Here is an 18,245-nt window from a genome sequence, read left to right as displayed (position 1 = left end):
TTCAAACAGCGGAAAAGTCGATGTCCCGCCAGAGCGCAGGCGGGAAGCCCGCAAACGCCAGCAGGGCCGGCAGGTGCGCCGGGAAATTCTGGAAGCCGTGATCACCGCCGCATTCGATCCGCAGCGCGCATGCCTGATACAGGCGCTCGGCGTGGCGATAGTCCAGCGTTTCATCTGCGGTCTGCAGCCAGACCTGATAGCGATCGGGGTGCGACGGCGTACCAGGGTCGATCGCACGCAGCGCCTCAACGTGGTCGAGCGTCAGCTCCCAGGTCTCGCCGGTATAGTAATTGCGCTGGGTGCCGACATTACCGTCAAACAGGCGATAAGGCTGGACAGCGGGGTTGATGAGCAACGCGCGGAGGCCGTGGCGCTCCGCCAAAGCGGTTGCGTAATAACCGCCGAGGGAACTGCCAATCAGCGTTGGCTGGCCCAGTTCCGCTATCGCCGCTTCCAGTTGGTCCAGCGCCTGGCGCGGATGGTGATGCAGCGCGGGTACTCGCAGGTTCGCAGGCAAGCCCATGCGCTCGAACAGCGCAATCAGCTGCTGCGCCTTGGAAGACGCCGGCGAGCTATTGAAGCCGTGTATATAAAGTAGGCTGGGTTGATCGGCTGGCACGCGCATGCTTCCTGGAAATTCGTGCCGAACTCTACCAAAGCGGCGGCTCCGAGGCACGGATCGGACGCTGAAACGCAAACCCGCGCACCGGAAATCGATAGAGCCGTAGGATGGAATTCCGTAGGGCTTCCACCGTTTAGCTCGGACAACGCGCCCATGACGTGCCAGCCCGGGTGTAAGGCGCTGCCGATTCGAACATTGCCCTCACGCCAGAGCTGCGCGCCGAAGCGGTTACCGCTCGGTGGGTTACGCGTCGCTAACCCACCCTACCGGGCTGAACCGCAAGGGTCGGCGTAAACGCAATAGCACCGTAGGGTGGAATCCCTAAGGGCTCCACCGTTTAGCTCGGACAACGCGCCCATGACGTGCCAGCCCGGTTGTAAAGGCGCTGCCCATTCGAACATTGCGCCTACGCCAGAGCCGCGGGCCGAAGCGTTCGTCGGTTCGGTGGGTTACGCGTTGCTAACCCACCCTACAGCGCTTGAGCCGTAGGGCGACGGGCCCGCTTTTCCATCAATAGCCCGAGGCGTAATCCAGTTCGAAAGAGAAGTCGGTTAGGCGCGAGATTCCCGTGTCGATCGAGCCATCTCCATGCAACTTCAACCAGCGATAGCCGGGCGCTTCGCTAGTGACTTCGAACGTCTCGCTGAGGGGCTTGAATTGCACACAGGTCGAGGGCGATGCCAGCAGACGGACATTTCCACGGCGCCTATCGACAGGTTGATGTACATGCCCCCATACGATTCCCCGTACAGCATCATTCAGATCGACCCTATCGAACAGCGCTTCTGGCGACTGAAGTCCGATCTGATCCATCCAGGCGCTGTCGACCGATACAGGATGGTGATGCATGGCCAGCAATACGTGACGGCCATCCGCAGTGCTCAACGCGTTGTCCAGCATCTCGAGCACCTCAACTGACAGCGCCCCATGCACCTCATTTGGGACTGCCGTTTCCAGCATCACGATACGCCAGGCGCCCATGTCGACAACCGGGCCTACCCAGCGCTCACCGAGCGACCGTTCCCGCATGGCGCACGCATCGTCGTGGTTACCCACGGTCCATGCCAGGGGCACGCGGAGCGGTGCGGTCAATGCCTCGAACCGTTCATAGGCAGCCATCGACCCGTCCTGTGCAAGATCTCCGGTAGCCAGAACGAGATCAATATCGTCGCCCTGCTCCTGGCGGACCAGTTGGACGACACGCTGCAGGCTGTCCTGAGTCGTCAAACCAAGCAGCTTGCCTTCTTCATGTGCGAACAGGTGGCTATCAGTCAGCTGCACCAGCGTAACAGGTGCACTTCCACTGGCTGGTATTGGGTTGGACACGTAACGCTCCCTGTCGGCAGTAGTTAAAACGCCGCGCTGCCCATGCCGTGTCGAGAGGCGAATGGCTACGGCACTAATGGGCAGAAAGTATCCTTGCCGAGCGGCTGCCGATCAAACCCGCTGGGCGCGACCTGAGTCACAAATTCAGTCTCTTCCCTACCGACCCTCCCGAGCGGGCAGTGCCCGTCCAGGAAAAGCTCACAGACCAATCTGGCGTAACCCTTTCGGCGCATCCGCTCACAGCGAGGCGGCCACTCGTCGAGATCATTCATGACCGCTCGGTCACCTACAACAAAGTGTGACGCTGTTCACATTTTGTTGAGAACTTTGAAAATGGCCTGCAATCCAAGCAGCACACGACGAGCAAAGGGTCCAGAAAAAGGAATATTGGCAGCGGACATTCGCTAATGAACGGTCTGGAGAAAAGCCGTCGCTAATCTGGAGTCAAGCCAACGAGTCCGGATCGGTCAAACCGAGCCGATCGCCAGTCGTCGTTATTTTGTTTTTGCTGCACAGACGCTTCACCTGGAAATACAGCGTTCCCTGCCAATGGCTCGATCAAGCCTTGGCAGCCGTCCCAACATAGCGTTAAACGAATTCGTTTGATTGCGCGAGGGACAGTTTCAATTCGCACACTTCAACGCGTCAGCTTGTTTGTGTACATGGACGGAGTTCCGCACAGCTAATCGTTGCGGACGACACACATAGGACGCGTCTTATGAAGACTCGCGTGCTCTCAAATGCTGCTTGGATGATGTCCGAGAAGATCGTCTCCGTATTCGGGGTCATCTTCGTTACTTCCTACGTCGCCAAAGTATTCGGGCCCACCGTACTCGGCCAGATGACGTTCGCCACGTCACTGTTCGCGATCATTCAAACCATCGCCATCTTTGGCACCGAAACAATATTGTTCAAACGTATCAGCAAGAGCCCTTCCAAAGGGATCCGTTTGATGAGCGTCACGCGCCGCTTGCGCATGACCTTGATATTGTCGATTTCACTGCCCGTACTGGCCTATGTTTGGTTTGCCATGCAGGAAGCATTTGCTGTTTATGCATTCGCTTCCTTCATTGCGGCCCTCTTCGTAACACAGGATACGTACAGCGTATTCAATAACGCGCGCCTTGCGTCCCGTCTTAATACCCTTGCCAACTCCATCGGCATGCTCCTGGGATTCTCGATCAGTTTCATCATCGCGTTGTTCGACCTGAACCCGTTATTGCTGACGCTTTCGATCGTAACCATCACCTTGATTCCTTACCTGATCAAACGCTACGCCTTCTACAGGGAGTTCGAGGACGTCGCGCCGCCCCAGAAACGCCGCGGTCTTTACCTTCGTCACCTGGTCCATGCCTCCTTGCCGCTCGCCATCTCAAGCATCTTCATCTCGGCACAGGTGAAGATGGCCCAGATCTTCCTGGCCAGCGTTGCGTCGGCCCACGACCTCGGTCTGTTCGCCGCAGCGAATACGATTGCCAGCTCGTGGATCTTCATTCCTGCCGCACTTATTACATCGAGCTTTTCCGAGATATTCAGGGAGCGGTCCGAGGCCGCATTCAAACTGACCGCTCGCTTGAACGGTTATGTAACCGCCATATCGCTGGGCATGCTCGTCGTTGTGACCCTTTTTGGTCAACACATCATTACAGCGCTTTATGGCCCCGCCTACGGACAATCCGGAGAGCTTGTCTCAATCCTCGCATTAGCGACCTGCTTTTCAGCGATGGGAACCGTTGCCTATCGATACATCGTCAAGGAAGGCGGCTTCAACTACCTGCTTAAAAAGATCATCTGCCTGATGGTCATCGGAATCCCCTTGTCCTTCTTGCTAATCCAGCACTACGGACTCATGGGTGCAGCATGGAGCGTATTCATTACCGAGCTGTTGTCGCTGACTGTAATGAACTACTTCTTCAAGAACGGCATTATCCAAAAGATCCAACTTTTCTCCTTCCATCGAGAAGTTTATAAATGAGGCGATTTATGAGCTTTAAAAAAGAATTAAAAAGAAGCGCCTTGTATTTCTTCAAGAAATTGCCATGGGTGCATCAGGACAGCATTTACTATTTTCGCAAATTCAGAAAGCTTCCCAATCTGCGGGTACCCAAGGTATTCAACGAGAAGGTGCTTTACCGGAAATTCGTGTGTGGTGACTACGAATGCTATGGGCGGCGTTCCGACAAGTTTCTGGTGCGTGAATACATCGCCGCGATCATTGGCGATCAATACTTGATCCCGCTCGTCCACGAAACCACTGACCCGGAAACGCTGATGACGATGCCGTCGTGGAAAGGCACCGTCATCAAGCCCAACCACGGGTCCAGCATGGTCGAAGTGCTGCTGCACGACCCAGGCGAGCACGAACGCAAGCAGATCGTGGAGCGGTGCAAGCAGTGGCTCAAGACGGACTTCGCAACGGTTGGCCGCGAAATTCACTACCGCTACATCAAGCCCCGTATCGTGGTCGAGCAGTACATCGGGGACGGACACTCTGCGCCCATCGACTACAAATTCCACATGTTCAACAAGCGTGACGGAACATTCGACTATGTGCTGCAGGTGATCTACAACCGCTTCGATGGTGCGCTGTCGATGAATTTCTATGTGAACAACCTGACCGAGGCCTTTCACAAGATCAGGGATAGCGGCCTCGACATCGCGCCCAAAATGGAATCGCTCAGCCATGCGCTCGACCTGAGCAAGCGTCTGGCGGCGGATTTCGACTACGTTCGGGTCGACTGGTACATCGAGGAAGGGCGCGTCTGGTTCGGCGAACTGACATTCACCCCTGGAGCGGGCCTGGTCACAGGCCTGGACAAGGGCTTGAACCAGTTGATGGGCCAGATGTGGATCCAGGACGCGCGCGGGTCGAGCGGCCGCCTCAGCCCGATTGGCACTGCAGATAGCTCGGGGCTATTCAACAACGCCTGACATATCCATTGGGCAGCGGGGGCACTCGCTGCCCAATGGTGCTATCCGTTCAAGCGTCTCGTGTTCACCTGCGCCATGCGGTGCAATCAGCGCTGCAGTACGGGTTCGGCCTCATGGCCGCATGCCAGGCAGTGACTCAGCCATTCACCCAAGAACACGTTGAGCTGCGTCTTCTCGTCCGGCTGGTGCATATCGGCATTGGGGTATTGATAGATACCCCGGAACCGGCGCGCGTTTTCCGCACCGACGACCTCGGCCATACGCGCGTCGTGGTACACGCGAACTTCCATGCGCGGCGCCGGCAACCACGGCAAGCTGTGTTCCTGCCGCACCTGCAACGTCGTCGTGTACGGGCATGCTTCCGTTACCTCGAGCGCCATCACCCCGAGCAATCGTTCACCCTGGCTGAGCGCCACGCGGCGCTTGGTGCCCTGCTCCCGCATGTGCGGTAGCAGCTGCATCAGGCGCGCGTAATTGGCTTCGCAAGCGCTCTGCAGCCCGGCCAAATCAACCGTATATCGTTCGCGCATAAGGCTCACGCCCACATCCCCCGAACCTCGGCGCGATTCAAGGCCAACCATTGGAGGGACAGGATGCTTGCCGCGTTGTTGATAACGCCATCCTTGACCAGCTGCATGGCGTCTTCAAACGCCATCACATGCACCCGGATATCCTCGCCCTCCTCCTCAAGGCCGTGGATTCCGCCAGCGCCCTCGCTGTCACACTGCCCCAGGTAAAGGTAGACAAACTCGTTGCTACCGCCGGGCGACGGGAAATAGTTCGTGATCGGCCAAAGGGCGCCAAGCTCCAGGCCCGCTTCCTCAACCGCTTCGCGGCGAGCCACGTCCTCGGGATCCTCGCGCTCCTTGTCGATCAGCCCAGCGACCATCTCGAGCAACCAGGGATTGTCGGTCTTGCCCATCGCACCGACGCGGAACTGCTCGATCAGTACGACTTTGTCGGCCTTGGCATCGTAGGGCAGCACACACACGGCATCGTGCCGGACGAATAGCTCTCGGCTGAGTTCGGGCCCCATCTTGCCCGAGAACTGGCGATGGCGAAGGTGGAGCTTGTCCAGGCGATAGAAACCGCTGAAACAGTTCTCCCGCTTGATCAATTCGACGGCCTCAGGATCAGGCTTGAAGGTATCGCTCATTTCAACTCACTTGAACGTGTCAGGCCGGAGCCTTTGGAACGGAGCGCTCGGCGATGCCAGGCGCCTGTTTCGTATTGGATTCAGGGGAAGCATGCAATGCGAATCGACATTGCCAGCAACCCTCAGCGCTTCCGGCGAGGCGTTGCTCACAACGAGGGCAACCCTCGATGCTTGCACCATGGGCCAGGCATCCGAGCCGTGGCCTGAACGTCTGCCGTACGTGCAGTGCCTACAAGCGCTGCACCTTACGGCGTGTTGCTTACGGTATTCGAAAACGCGCGAGGATGCACATACCCCCGCTGCAAGGTAGACACCAACCCAGCGGGATTATCGCGCGATGCTGCATTCGAACCGTCGCGCAGGGCGTCCGCCAATACGTTGCCGGCCTGCCTGGTTCGGGTGCCGGCTCGTAGGGCCAGGCAGAGCAGCAGTCAGATTCTGTCTAACGCCGCCCACATCAGGCTCCAAAGGATGTATTGCCACCCGCAAGCGCGGCAGGGTATGCGCTGGTTGTAAACTTCCGCGTCTCTCGAGAATCGAAGCGAACAATGCCCGTTTCCATCCCGCTGGGTGCTTACGTTGAATAGGGGATCGCCCCGCTGGAATTCAATAGTTGGAGCCGCCAGCCTATCGACACCGCGACGAAAGGCACTACAGCGCAAACGTCCCCGCTACAGACCAAGGACCGCATGAACGTTACGCCCCTCCTCAAGCTGTTTTCCGCCACCGCACTGCTCATTGCATTGGCCGCGTGCCAAAGCACCAGCCTTGCACCAAAGCCAGGCGCGCAATTCCAAAGCATCAAATGGGAGCACACCCAACCCGGCTGCGAAGGCAAGGATTGCCCCCTCGTCAACGTGGATACGCTGCGCTTTCTGGATGAGCGCGAGCTCAACCCCATCATCGAGCAGCGCCTCTTGGAATTTACCCGCCTGCAGGATGACGCGCCCCTGGCGATTTCACTCCAGGAGTACGAGCAGGCCTTTTTCGCCCAGGCGCAGCCGGGCTGGATCAGCTACCTCCAGGCAGCGGTCCGTGAGCAGGATGACCGTATCATCCTCATCGAACTTTCGAGCTACCTGCAAACAGGGGGCGCGCATGGCATGCCGGGCCGTGGCTTCATCAACTACGACGTGAAAGCCAAACGCGTGATCATGCTGGAAGACGTGCTCAATCCAGGAATGGAAAATGCCTTCTGGGAAAAGGCCCGGCAAGCGCATCAGCGCTGGCTCAAGAAAGAAGGGCTAGACAATGATGCGGAATATCTGGAGAGCTGGCCCTTCCAGCAGACCGAGAACGTCGCGTTCGGTCAAAAAGGCGTTTACCTCAAATACGATGTCTACGCGATCGCACCGTACTCGACAGGCCATCCCGAACTGATGATTCCGTATTCAGAGCTCAACGGCGTACTCAGGCCTGAGTACATGCGTTGACCTGATCGCCGTTGGGCGGCCTGGGCTCGAACGCGAAGGGCGCTGGGTGAATGGCGTGACTATCAGGTGCCAGAGACGGGCATGGCGCCCACACGCTGGGCAGAGAGCGAAGGCTTCGACGACGAGCGATAAGACGACACAATCCGTAGGCGGATTAGCCTGTCATAGCCTAATCCGCCCTACGTCTCATTGCTTCCCGCTACGCTCCTGCAAGTAGCGCCAGTCCACAATCTCGCACTCCGGAACGTACCCACTCACGGTCTCGCGCAGCAGCTGACGCACCCGCGTGTAGTCATCGTTGCGAATCGCATCGAGCAACTGCTGAATCACGCGCTTGAGCTCCTCCCAAGGCAGGTACTCTTCATTGGCACGCATGATCATGGGGTGATCCGTCGGCGTAACGCCTTCGTCCCCAATCAGTAGCTCTTCATAGAGCTTCTCGCCCGGGCGGAGGCCACTGAACTCGATGGCAATTTCGCCGTGTGGGTTCTTCTCGGAGCGAACGCTCGACCCGGACAGGCGAATCAGCTTCTCGGCCAGGTCCACGATCTTCACCGGCTCGCCCATATCGAGCACGAAGACATCCCCGCCCTGCCCCATGGAGCCGGCCTGGATAACCAACTGGGCTGCCTCCGGAATCGTCATGAAGTACCGGGTGATGTTCGGGTGCGTCACTGTCACGGGGCCACCACGACGGATCTGCTCATAGAAGCGCGGAATGACGGAGCCCGATGAGCCCAGCACATTACCGAAACGCACCATGGTGAAGCGGGTCTTGTTGACGCGATGGACGGATGACGCACCGTGCATCAGGACGGGAGCGGACTCATTGGCCAATGCCTGCAGTACCATTTCGGCAAGGCGTTTGGTACTGCCCATGATGTTGGTAGGTCGCACCGCCTTGTCCGTGGAAATCAGCACGAAGTTGGCCACACCCGCAGCCAAGGCTGCCTGCGCCGTGTACAGCGACCCCAGAACGTTATTGAGCACACCTTCAGCGATATTGTGCTCGACCATAGGCACATGCTTGTATGCCGCAGCATGGTAGACAGTATCCACTCGCCAGGACTGCATCACCGCCTCCATATGCTCGAAATTACGGACTGAACCAAGCATCGGTACTAGGGTGATCGGGAGCGACTCCTGATCCAGGCGGCGCTCCAGCTCACAATGGATACTGTAGAGGTTGAACTCGCAATGTTCGAACAGGATGAGTGTAGTCGGCTCATTGGTAATGATCTGGCGACACAGTTCGGCGCCGATCGAGCCTCCCGCACCGGTCACCATCACAACCTGACCGCGGATACACTGTTCGAACAATTCCTGCCTTGGCGGCACGACCTCCCGACCAAGAAGATCCGCGATGTCGACTTCCTGGATATCCTCGACCTGAACACGTCCAGAGGCTAGATCCATGAACCCTGGCACTGTCCGGACATGAATGGGGTACTGCTCCAGTTCTGCCAGTATTTCGCGTCGCCGCCGGCGTGAGGCTGATGGCATCGCGAGCAGAACCTCCGTAACGTCTGTTTCATCCAACATCTGCTGGATGTGCTTGGGGTTGTAAACCTTGAGGCCCGAAATGATTCGGTTTGAAAGGTTGCGATCATCATCGATGAACGCCGCTGGATCCATCGTTCGACCTATGCGCAGCGCGTTCAGCAACTGATTGCCTGCCTGTCCCGCCCCCCAAATAGCAACGCGTGGCATTCCAGACCGCTTGGGTACGAATGGGACATGGCGAATGGCGCCATACCAATCGCCCAGGAAGTAGTGCCGCAATACCAACCGCAGGCCACCGATCAGCATCAGACTAAGCCACCAATAATTGAATATGGCGGACCGGGGGATCAGCGCGTCAGTTTCACGATTGAGGAACATGAGCAACGCCAGCAATAGCGCTGCCAGGCTCACGGCCTTGAAGATGCTCACCAATGCATCGTTGCCGAAATATCGCATCACGGCCCGATACATACCCAGCCTAATGAATACCGGAATGGCGATCGCCGGGGCGCTCAGGAACAGCCAGAGGTGCTCATCGAACGGATCGATACGACTATCGAAGCCAAGCCGCAGAACGAATGCCAGCCACAGCGATAGCCAGACCAGGACGACGTCCACTGACATTTGTACAAGACGCTTTTGACGGCGCGGCAGACGCACCAGCCACTCGCGAATTCTTACACTTATCGTTGCCAAGGTTCAGCGCACCTCCCCTTCATGACCGACGCCAGACACGGCCTGTAACCCGCGCCATCTCTGACCAAGCCTACTACAGCGTCGCTGGGACAGGGCCGGAGGCTGCGCTGATGCGTGATATAAGTCATTTGAAGACCAATCGGGACGGCGCGCAGCAATACCATTGGGGCACTGCGCGATAGAAAGGTTCACTGCGCATCGTCTGCGAGTCCCGCCCCTGATGACCATGCCAGCAAACAAAGCGGGATATACGCGATCGCCAGCCCTAAAGGGCCAGGCAGCACCTGAGCAGCAACCAGTCCTGCCATTGGCAGGAGCCAGCAGAGATTGATGACGGTGACTCCGATCGTGACCACCGCGTGGCTACCAAACGCCCTCGATCGCCGCTGGTAGGCATGGCTGCGATGCGCCTGGAGTGGGTTTTCCCCCCTCAACACGCGACGGGCAAGCGTCCAAGTCGCATCCACTATAAAAACCCCCAGCAGAATCAGCCAGGACCAGAACAGATCGGGATCGGCCTCCGCTGCTACACAAGACAAACCGCCAAGCACCAGACCTACAAACCCGCTGCCAACGTCACCCATGAAAATTCGCGCCGGCGGAACGTTCCAGACGAGAAAGCCTGCAATCGCAGCGCCCAAGGACGCACAAAGCCACATTGCTTGCCACGCGTCCGCCATCCAGAACAACAGCGCACCGCCCAATGCAACGAAGCAGCCTTCCGCGCCGGCTATACCATCGATGCCATCCATGAAGTTATATAGGTTTAACAACCAGACCAGGTAGAGCGTGGCCGCGATTGCCCCGGCGGCTAGTGCAAATGCACTATCCCCTAACAGTGCAGCCACACCGTTCAAGCCAATCCAATACAACATCCAGGCTGCCGCCAGCACATGCACAAGCAGACGGCCAAGTGCGGGAACATGACCGTGATCATCCAGAAACCCGATGAGTGCAACTGCCCCACCTGCTCCGAGGAACGAGATCAATAGCGACGGCTGGCTTTCAAAGGCGAATACGCACCAGAGCAAAAACACCAGCACGATCGATAGCCCCCCGCCTCTTGGCGTAGGAACGGAATGCGAGCTGCGCAGATTAGGTGTGTCCATCAAGCGGCGATGCACCGCGTACCTGCGCATCGCCCAAGTAAGTAGTACAGACAGTGCAAACGGTACGGCTAGCCATACGAAAAAAGCCATCAAATCCCTCTGTATCATTGCCGCATCCAGCCGGCAATGCAGGTGCGTTAAGAATTGACCCTCAGGTCTCGAACGACCTTCTCCAGTGCCTCGTCGACACTGATCGGCGGGTTCCAGCTCAATACAGACCGGGTGTGACCGTCGTCCAGCTGCAAACTTTCATACAAGCGCCGAATTGCCTCGCGTTTGCCGAGCAGCGAACCGGCCAGTCGAGCGAGTCCTTCCGGCATCGAGAAGAGCCTCGCGCGCTTCCCGCAGGCAGCCGCAAGCTTCTCGATGAGGTCAGCCGTAGACAGGTCCTGACCGTCACAAGCCAGGAACGTTTGGCCTGCCGCCTTTGGCTCAAGCAGGCAACGAACCAACAAGTCGACAAGGTTATCGAGCGCCAACAGGCTGCGCTGGTTGTCGATGGCAGCGAGCGGTAGCGGGATGCCCGCGTTGACCCATCGATACATCTGCAGGAAGTTGGCACGTACGCCCGGCCCGTAGACCAACGGCGGTCTCACGATTACGACATCCATGCCGGTTTCGGCCTCGATAGCGCGCAATCCCACCTCGGCATCTCGCTTCGAAGTCGCATAAGCGCCAACAGGCATAGGAATGTCGTCGTATGTGAACGGGCGGCCCGGCCTGGAGCTCTCTCCCATCACCTTTACGGTACTGACGAAAACGAATCGCTGCACACCTGCAACGGCAGCTTGTCTGGCTAACTCCAGCGTGGCTTCGGTATTGATTCGGCGGTGTGCATCCGCCGCACCCGGACCATCGCCGGCAAGATGAACGCGGGCTGCAGAGTGGATGACTGCATCGGTTCCGGCAAGGGCGCCCGTCCAGTCCGTCGGACGGTCGAGCCCTTCGAAAAGAAACACAGGGTGCGAGGCCGGCGAAATGGGTTTGCGCGCCGCAAGCAGGCAGTCGATATCCCGCTCGGAAAGGGCACGAACCAGCGCTCGACCAACGAACCCGGTGCCGCCCGTAACGAGAACTTTCATGCTACCTGCAGCGTATGCCGCCCCTGGGAGATGGCCACCCGCTTACTTGACCCGGCCATACCGGTCCTCGAAGCGGACAATATCGTCCTCCCCCAGATAGATACCGGACTGAACCTCGATCAGCTCCAAAGGCACCTTGCCAGGATTTGACAAGGAGTGCTTTACACCAAGCGGGATGTAGGTGGATTGGTTCTCTGACAGGATCGTCTCGGCGTCGCCGCAAACCACCTTCGCGGTGCCCGATACCACTATCCAGTGTTCAGCACGATGGTAGTGCAATTGCAGTGAGAGGCATTCCCCCGGCAGCACGGTGATGCGCTTGACCTGATAACGCTCGCCGTGATCCACGGTATCGTAATGCCCCCACGGACGGCTGACCATTGGATGTGCGGCATGTTCTGTGCGGCCATCCGACTCCAGCTTGCGCACAACCTCTTTGATGGCCTGAGTCTCCGAGCGGTTCGCAACCAGTACAGCGTCCTTCGTCTCAACGATCACCAGATCCTTGACGCCGACAGCTGCAACCAGACGATGCCCCGCATGAACGAGGCTGCCCTGCGTATCCACGCATAGGACATCACCCTTCGTGACATTGGCCTGAGCGTCCCGCTCGCTGACTTCCCAGATGGCGGCCCAACTGCCCAGGTCGTTCCACCCTGCAGCGAGCGGAACCACTGCTCCTGCCTCGGTACGTTCCATGACGGCATAGTCGACAGCGAGGTCATCGCAGCGGGCGAAGAGCTCAGAGGTCACATGCAGGAAGTGCCGATCCGGCTCAGCACCCTCGAAGGCCGCCTTGCTGGTCGAATATATCGATGGTGCAAACGTCTTCAGCTCATTCAGGAAGCGGGACGCCCGGAACATGAAAATACCGGCATTCCACAAGAAGACGCCCGATTGCAGATAGGCCTGAGCCTGCTCCAGAGCAGGCTTTTCCTTGAACGACGCGATGGTGTGGCCGCCGTGTGGCAGCGGCGCGCCGCACTCGATGTAACCAAACCCCGTTTCGGGCGAGGTCGGCTTGATGCCAAACGTCACCAGGTGACCGTTCTCGGCCAATGCCTGGCCGGCGGCAAGCACATTGCGAAATTCCGCTTCGTCAGCGATGTGATGATCGGCAGGCATGACCAGCAAGATCGGATCACCGCCGCCCTTCATTCCCTCGAATGCAGCGAGCGCGATCGCTGGCGCTGTGTTACGTGCGATTGGCTCCAGAATGATCTGCTTCGAACTGCGCCCTGCCAAACGTAACTGCTCAGCGACCAGGAAGCGATGCTGCTCGTTCGTTACGACGATGGGGGCGCTGTGCTCCAGCCCAGCCAGGCGTGCCAGCGTCTGCTGGAACATGCTCTCGGCCGAGGCACCATTGAGCGCGAGAAACTGCTTCGGGTAGCTCTGTCTGGACAAGGGCCACAAGCGCGAACCGCTGCCACCAGCGAGGATAACGGGTGTGAACATGGGGAAACCTGGGACGAAAGAAGCGGACATTATCCGAGGCAGCCAAGCGCCATGCAACTTGCGCTCATGCCCGGGCGCCCACTCGTCCCACAGGAGTCCTGTTACACTCCGGCCATCGCTGAGACAAGATCCCACAATGAACATACTGCTCAATACAGAATCGCTGCACCCACCGCTCACCGGTATCGGCAACTATACCCTCAACCTGCTGCGCCACCTTCCTTCGCTTCCAGGCGTCGACCAGATCGAGTGCTTCTCTGGTACCGAGTTTTTCACTGCCGAGCACGCCGTCAGCGCATGCGTTCAGGGCAGTGCCAAGTCCGATCAGCAGCAAGGCGTAACGAACGGGTTCCGGCTCCGCTCCCTGCTCCGCAGAGTGCCAGGCGCCTACCGCGCCAGGGCCGCCATGCACGCATATGCCCTGCGCCGCCAGGCCGAACGTCGCCGCAGCTATCTGTACCACGAGCCAAACTTCATTCTGAAACCCCACGACGGGCCATGCGTCACGACAATTCACGATCTGTCGTTCATTCATTATCCACAGCATCATCCAGCTGAGCGCGTGGCGTGGATTGGCGGTCAGCTCCCCAAGACACTGGAGCGCGCCGACCTCATCATCACGCCTTCGGAAATCATTCGGCGCGAGCTTGTGGACGACATGGGCATCGCCCCGGAGCGAGTCCAGGCCATCCACCTTGGCGCCTCCGAACAGTTCCACCCGCGTAGCGCTGACGACACGGCGCAGTTCCGTGCGCCGCACGGGCTGCGTCACAAAGGCTATATCCTGTTCGTTGCGAGCCTGGAGCCGCGCAAGGGCATCGATGTACTGCTTGATGCGTGGTGCGCGCTTCCCACCGCGCTGCGTGAACACTGGCCATTGGTATTGGCGGGCGCACCTGGCTGGAAGAACCAGGAGCTGCAGGCACGCATCGACACGCTGAGCCAAACGCACGGATTGAAGCATCTGCGCTATGTGTCCAACGAAGACCTCTACACGCTTTATGCTGGCGCCGGTCTGTTCGTCTATCCGTCCCTTTATGAAGGCTTTGGCCTGCCCGTGCTCGAGGCCATGCGATCCGGGGTACCGGTCATAACCAGCCAAGGCACCTCGATGGCCGAGTTCGCGGCGGATTGCGGCTTGCTGGTGGACCCATCCAACAGTGGCGCCCTCGCGGCCGAGATGGAACGTATCCTCGCAGATCAGATAACGCTCGAACGCATGACTCAAATGGGCCTCGCCAAGGCATCTGAATTCACCTGGCAGCGCTGCGCGAGCCGGACATTGGACGCCTACCGCACCACCATCGAATTGGCCCGCTGAGTCAAGATGATGGCCTGTTCATCGGTTAGTTTTTGACCTACCGCAAGCCAAGCGGTATAGAGCGCTTCCAATTCGGCACGGAAGCGCTCACAGAGGCTTGAATGATCAGAGAAATTACCCACCGCACCGAACAGCCGTTCAGCGCAGTTACCTTCATCGTCACCACCTTCGCTGACGGCACGCAGTTCTCCGGTACGGGCGCGCTTGTTGGCCGTAACGACATCCTCACCGCTACGCATCTGGTTTACTCTCCCGACAACGGTGGTTGGGCGACGGACATCCAGATCTATCCAGGTGTCGACTACAACCAGCGACTCAACCGTTTCGAGAGCGAGCCGCTGATCAAGCTCGATTCGTTCAATTGGCGGCTATACGGCTGGCCCGACCGCGTATTCGAAGACGACGACAACGAAACACTTACCAGCCGCGAGAGTGAATATGACGTTGCCGTGATCGGCATCGACAAGCCTATCGGTGACCAGCTGGGCTGGTTCAACCTGAACCCAGGCTACGAAAGCATGGTTTTCGCGGAGCAAATTGGCTACCCCGAAGACGGCACCGGCATGATGTACGGCAACGGTTTCGTACGAGCAGACTCATTCTTCTCCACGTACAACTCAGTTGGCGGCACGGACATAATGGGCCCCGGTAGTTCCGGCGGTCCTCTGTACGTGATGGAGAATGGCGTACCACAGCTCATCGGCGTGAAATCCAGCGGCAGCGAAACGACCAGTCATTGGACGGATATTTCGCTTACCTACGATTATCTGGTCCGCGAAATGACGCTTAATGACCGGATGCTCGCCGGTCTTGAGGTTTCGGAAAGTATGCCGGTTCGGATCGGTACCCCAGGCCCGGATCGCTTCTACGCTACCAACCAGCCGGAGACCTTCAGTGGTAACGGCGGTCTCGACGTCGTCAATTACAACGCACGACACGATTCCTACACCGTCACATCGACGATGGGTGGCTACGTTGTTGCGTCGAACGCACGCGCCGCCGACAAGGATCTGTTGATTGGCATTGAACGCATAGACTTCTACGACGGCACCATGGCGATCGACGTAGGCGGCGGCGCAACGGCAGGCATGGCTTATCGGGTATACCAGGCTGCGTTCGACCGCAAACCCGACACCCCAGGCCTGAAGTTCTGGATCGGCGAGATGGACAAGGGCTACGGGCTACATCAGGTAGCGGAGCTGTTCACTACCAGCCCGGAGTATCAGGGCATCTACGGTACGCAGCCAAGCAACGATGACGTCCTCACGCGTTACTACATGAACGTATTGGGCCGCGGGCCGGACGGCGAGGGTTACAACTATTGGATGGACCAACTCAATGCTGGGCTGGACCATTACCACATGCTCGCTTATTTCTCAGAAAGCCCCGAGAACCAAGCATTGGTCGCACCGGTGATCCAGAACGGTATTTGGCTGGGATAAGAGTTTCATCGTTGCAGCGGCGTCTGCGCCATTTGCCCGATGCTAGCGATGCTAGCGATGCACCGCTTTTGCATCCGGCATTCGGCATTCGGCATTCGGCATTCGGCATTCGGCATTCGGCAGCTATAGGTTCACAGCATCAAGGTTGCCCGCTATTACCGGAAACAAAAAAGCCCGCATTGCGGGCTTTTTTGCGAATCCACGCCGGCCGCAGAGGCGGCCGGGGCGGATACACGACAGTTAGGCAGCGACTGTCAGGACACCATTGTTGACTTGGATATCTTCCACGTTCACGCCGGTGAGTGTGATCACGGCCGCATCAGGGGATGCGGTAATTGTGCCGTTGGCACCGACGGTAAGCGTGCTGCTACCGAAATTGGAGGTTTCGATAACGAGCTGCGCACCGTTTGCGCCCTGGGTGAGGAAGTACTCCAGTACGTTGTTGTCGCCCGCACCGACCGTTGTGCCTGCAGTCAGGCCCTGACCAAGGATAATATAGTCGTTACCCGACGCCCCGAACCCTGTAATAGCCACGTCATTAGACGCCTCTACATCCGAGCCGAAGACGAATACATCATTACCCGCAACTGCGGTGAAGGTCGTACCTATAGTGATGTCTTGGAAGGTAACACCCAGGTTGTTGGCTGCGAAGTTATCGAATGCCGCCTGCGCATCAGCTACGGCAGTATCCAAGGCTTCATATTGGTCAACAATCTGCTGGATACCAGCAACGGCAGCGTCGGCCTCTTGCGCGTCTGCAAGCAGGTCAGCCGCCGTGTCACGGGCGGTGACTGCGTTCAGGTAATTCTGCCCGGCGGTTACGCCCTGCAGGGCAGTGGTCGCTTGAGATACAGCCGCGTCAGCTCGAGCGATGGCCAAATCGTTGTTTGCCAGATTCACGACCTGCTGGCCGAAGTTAGCAACGCTGCTTACTGACTGGACCAAAGCGTCGCGCTCGCTCTGAACCAGCGTAGTGCTGGTCAATGCAGAGTACAGGCTAGCGTAATCAGTGATGCTCACGCTTGGCGCCAGCGCGTCCAGCGACGCGTAAGAAACCGTCGAACCAGTGGCACTAACTGCGGTATTGAAGCCACCCTGCGCTGCCGCCTCAGCGGCCGGATCGTTATCGGACAATGCTGCCTGAGCAGCAAGAGCAGACTCATAATTGGTAAGAGCAGTAGCACCTGCCTGGGTACCGTTTACCGCGGTCCGCGCGTTGGCGACGGCAGCTTCAGCGTTTTGAACGTTGAGACTAAGCGTAGTGGTAGTTTCGCCAGAAACGTTGTCGCGTGCGTCAATCGCGTCCTGCAGAGCAGTGTTGGCTTCCGCGAGAGTGACATTACCGTCGTCGTCCGCATCCAGATCAGGATTAGTCTCGGCTAGATTAGTACCGAACGACTCGAGCGATGATTGAGCAGCAACAAGTGTGTTGTAGAGGCCCAAACCAGGCACCAGGCCAGGCAGGTTACCATCTTCCAGACTCTGAATCGCAGCTGCAACTGTTTGCGGATTGTTCGTAACACCAGAAATGATTTGAGCACCGGCAGCAGCATTGTACTGATCGCCGGCGATCTGAGTGTAGTAGTTTGCAACGATAACCTTGTTATCGAGCGTCGACTGGTCAATTGCGCCAAGGCTGTTAATCATGCCTGCCAAAAGCGTGTCCGGCGTGCGAGCACCGCTGTTTAGTTCATTGACCCAGAACGCTTGACCTTCTGCGTCCGGCTCACGTCCCAATACATTCTGATAGATCGCAGATACAAGCTCATCGGTTGAAAGGTCTCCATATAGAGACTGATATTCCTCACTTAGCGTAAAGCCAAGCGCTACGGACTCAAGAGTCGACACATCAGTGCGGACCGCGTCCAGCCAGAAATTCAAACCCGCCTGGTCGGCGGCACGCCCCAGAAAGCCTACATAAAGCGCTTGTACCTGCGATACGGATACGGTTGCCATCTACGAAATCTCCATCTTGGTAGTTGGACGTGAGGCGAGGCTCAGTCCGTCGTCTTGTCTCCCAACGACATGCGCACCACTTTGGCGCAACAACTACGTACAGCCGGGTTATAGAAATTAACCACAAAATTACGATCAGGGTTCCAAAAACGAGCCAAACCAACTAACCATTCGTCGGCGAGCGAGCGGGTAGCATAACCAGCCGTTTTG

At 58.1% G+C, this 18,245-nt stretch carries 14 protein-coding genes; 5 read left to right on the top strand and 9 right to left on the bottom strand.

Annotated features, from left to right (window positions below; all coding sequences use genetic code 11):
- Position 1: 1 nt before the first annotated feature.
- Both ACY8D3_RS01160 and cpdA read right to left on the bottom strand, forming a co-directional pair.
- Positions 2-625 carry a YqiA/YcfP family alpha/beta fold hydrolase gene (locus ACY8D3_RS01160; RefSeq protein WP_462381154.1) on the bottom strand — a complete coding sequence of 208 codons (624 nt, stop codon included), beginning with the start codon at positions 623-625 and terminating at the stop codon, positions 2-4.
- A 507-nt stretch (positions 626-1,132) separates the two neighbouring features.
- Positions 1,133-1,948, bottom strand: a complete 816-nt coding sequence (gene cpdA, locus ACY8D3_RS01155; RefSeq protein WP_462381153.1) for a 3',5'-cyclic-AMP phosphodiesterase — start codon at positions 1,946-1,948, stop codon at positions 1,133-1,135.
- Between the two features lie 718 nt (positions 1,949-2,666).
- Here cpdA and ACY8D3_RS01150 point away from each other — a divergent pair.
- Positions 2,667-3,923, top strand: coding sequence for an oligosaccharide flippase family protein (locus ACY8D3_RS01150; protein ID WP_462381152.1), 1,257 nt, complete (start codon positions 2,667-2,669; stop codon positions 3,921-3,923).
- 8 nt (positions 3,924-3,931) lie between these two features.
- The gene (locus ACY8D3_RS01145; protein WP_462381151.1) at positions 3,932-4,879 is read left to right on the top strand and encodes an ATP-grasp fold amidoligase family protein; all 948 of its coding nucleotides are present in this window, start codon (positions 3,932-3,934) and stop codon (positions 4,877-4,879) included.
- Positions 4,880-4,965: 86 nt separating this feature from the next.
- Here the strand turns inward: ACY8D3_RS01145 and ACY8D3_RS01140 are convergent, their stop codons facing one another.
- Together ACY8D3_RS01140 and ACY8D3_RS01135 are read right to left on the bottom strand one after the other, a co-directional pair.
- Positions 4,966-5,424 carry a DUF1249 domain-containing protein gene (locus tag ACY8D3_RS01140; protein ID WP_462381150.1) on the bottom strand — a complete coding sequence of 153 codons (459 nt, stop codon included), beginning with the start codon at positions 5,422-5,424 and terminating at the stop codon, positions 4,966-4,968.
- The gene (locus ACY8D3_RS01135; RefSeq protein WP_462381149.1) at positions 5,415-6,035 is read right to left on the bottom strand and encodes an NUDIX domain-containing protein; all 621 of its coding nucleotides are present in this window, start codon (positions 6,033-6,035) and stop codon (positions 5,415-5,417) included. Before ACY8D3_RS01135 ends, ACY8D3_RS01140 begins: the two co-directional genes overlap by 10 nt.
- Positions 6,036-6,724: 689 nt before the next feature.
- Here ACY8D3_RS01135 and ACY8D3_RS01130 point away from each other — a divergent pair.
- Positions 6,725-7,468 carry an RsiV family protein gene (locus ACY8D3_RS01130; RefSeq protein WP_462381148.1) on the top strand — a complete coding sequence of 248 codons (744 nt, stop codon included), beginning with the start codon at positions 6,725-6,727 and terminating at the stop codon, positions 7,466-7,468.
- A gap of 186 nt (positions 7,469-7,654) precedes the next feature.
- Here the strand turns inward: ACY8D3_RS01130 and ACY8D3_RS01125 are convergent, their stop codons facing one another.
- The 4 genes from ACY8D3_RS01125 to ACY8D3_RS01110 form a co-directional block, all read right to left on the bottom strand.
- The gene (locus ACY8D3_RS01125) at positions 7,655-9,595 is read right to left on the bottom strand and encodes a polysaccharide biosynthesis protein (RefSeq protein ID WP_462384174.1); all 1,941 of its coding nucleotides are present in this window, start codon (positions 9,593-9,595) and stop codon (positions 7,655-7,657) included.
- A 260-nt stretch (positions 9,596-9,855) separates the two neighbouring features.
- Positions 9,856-10,866 carry an MraY family glycosyltransferase gene (locus ACY8D3_RS01120; protein WP_462381147.1) on the bottom strand — a complete coding sequence of 337 codons (1,011 nt, stop codon included), beginning with the start codon at positions 10,864-10,866 and terminating at the stop codon, positions 9,856-9,858.
- 47 nt (positions 10,867-10,913) lie between these two features.
- Positions 10,914-11,858 carry an NAD-dependent epimerase/dehydratase family protein gene (locus ACY8D3_RS01115; RefSeq protein WP_462381146.1) on the bottom strand — a complete coding sequence of 315 codons (945 nt, stop codon included), beginning with the start codon at positions 11,856-11,858 and terminating at the stop codon, positions 10,914-10,916.
- A gap of 42 nt (positions 11,859-11,900) precedes the next feature.
- Positions 11,901-13,316: a mannose-1-phosphate guanylyltransferase/mannose-6-phosphate isomerase gene (locus ACY8D3_RS01110; protein WP_462381145.1), complete on the bottom strand. Its 1,416-nt coding sequence runs from the start codon at positions 13,314-13,316 to the stop codon at positions 11,901-11,903.
- A 136-nt stretch (positions 13,317-13,452) separates the two neighbouring features.
- Here ACY8D3_RS01110 and ACY8D3_RS01105 point away from each other — a divergent pair, with 136 nt between their 5' ends.
- Together ACY8D3_RS01105 and ACY8D3_RS01100 are read left to right on the top strand one after the other, a co-directional pair.
- A complete protein-coding gene (locus ACY8D3_RS01105) occupies positions 13,453-14,637 on the top strand; it encodes a glycosyltransferase family 4 protein (protein ID WP_462381144.1) in 1,185 nt (394 codons plus the stop codon).
- A 101-nt stretch (positions 14,638-14,738) separates the two neighbouring features.
- Positions 14,739-16,079 carry a DUF4214 domain-containing protein gene (locus ACY8D3_RS01100; RefSeq protein WP_462381143.1) on the top strand — a complete coding sequence of 447 codons (1,341 nt, stop codon included), beginning with the start codon at positions 14,739-14,741 and terminating at the stop codon, positions 16,077-16,079.
- Positions 16,080-16,319: 240 nt separating this feature from the next.
- Here the strand turns inward: ACY8D3_RS01100 and ACY8D3_RS01095 are convergent, their stop codons facing one another.
- Entirely contained in the window at positions 16,320-18,035 is a 1,716-nt protein-coding gene (locus ACY8D3_RS01095) for a DUF4214 domain-containing protein (protein ID WP_462381142.1), read from the bottom strand.
- Positions 18,036-18,245 lie beyond the last annotated feature (210 nt).

The sequence above is a fragment of the Pseudomonas sp. Marseille-QA0892 genome (assembly GCF_054950135.1).
The sequence above is the reverse complement of the archived record's forward strand: the minus strand, read 5'-3'. Positions and strand labels throughout refer to the sequence as shown.